This window comes from Streptomyces aureocirculatus, from assembly GCF_000720475.1.
GTDB classification, from domain to species: domain Bacteria; phylum Actinomycetota; class Actinomycetes; order Streptomycetales; family Streptomycetaceae; genus Streptomyces; species Streptomyces aureocirculatus.
Map to the genome: position 1 here is coordinate 1 of NZ_JOAP01000178.1, position 304 is coordinate 304.

At 70.7% G+C, this 304-nt stretch carries 1 protein-coding gene; it reads left to right on the forward strand.

Features of this window, described 5'->3' with window-relative positions; genetic code table 11:
• Positions 1 to 304, forward strand: a 304-nt coding sequence (locus IG78_RS43670; protein WP_037687826.1) for an AMP-binding enzyme, incomplete at both ends; no start/stop codon positions are given.

Consider the following 304-nt stretch of genomic DNA (forward strand, 5'->3'; position numbering starts at 1 on the left):
CTCGTCGCGTACGTGGTCCCGGCACGGGCCGAGGGCACGGGAACCGGCAGCGGCTCCGCGACCAAGGAACTGGCCACGGAGGAACTGCGCACCTTCGTGTCCCAGACCCTGCCCGAGTACATGGTCCCCGCGCTCTTCGTGGTCCTGGACGAGCTGCCGCTGACCGTCAACGGCAAGGTGGACAGGGCCAGACTGCCCGAGCCCAAGGGGGCGGCCCGCGCCTACGTCCCGCCGAGCACCCCGCAGGAGCAGCAGCTCTGCGACCTGGTCGCCCAGGTGCTCAAGGTCGAACGGGTCGGCATGA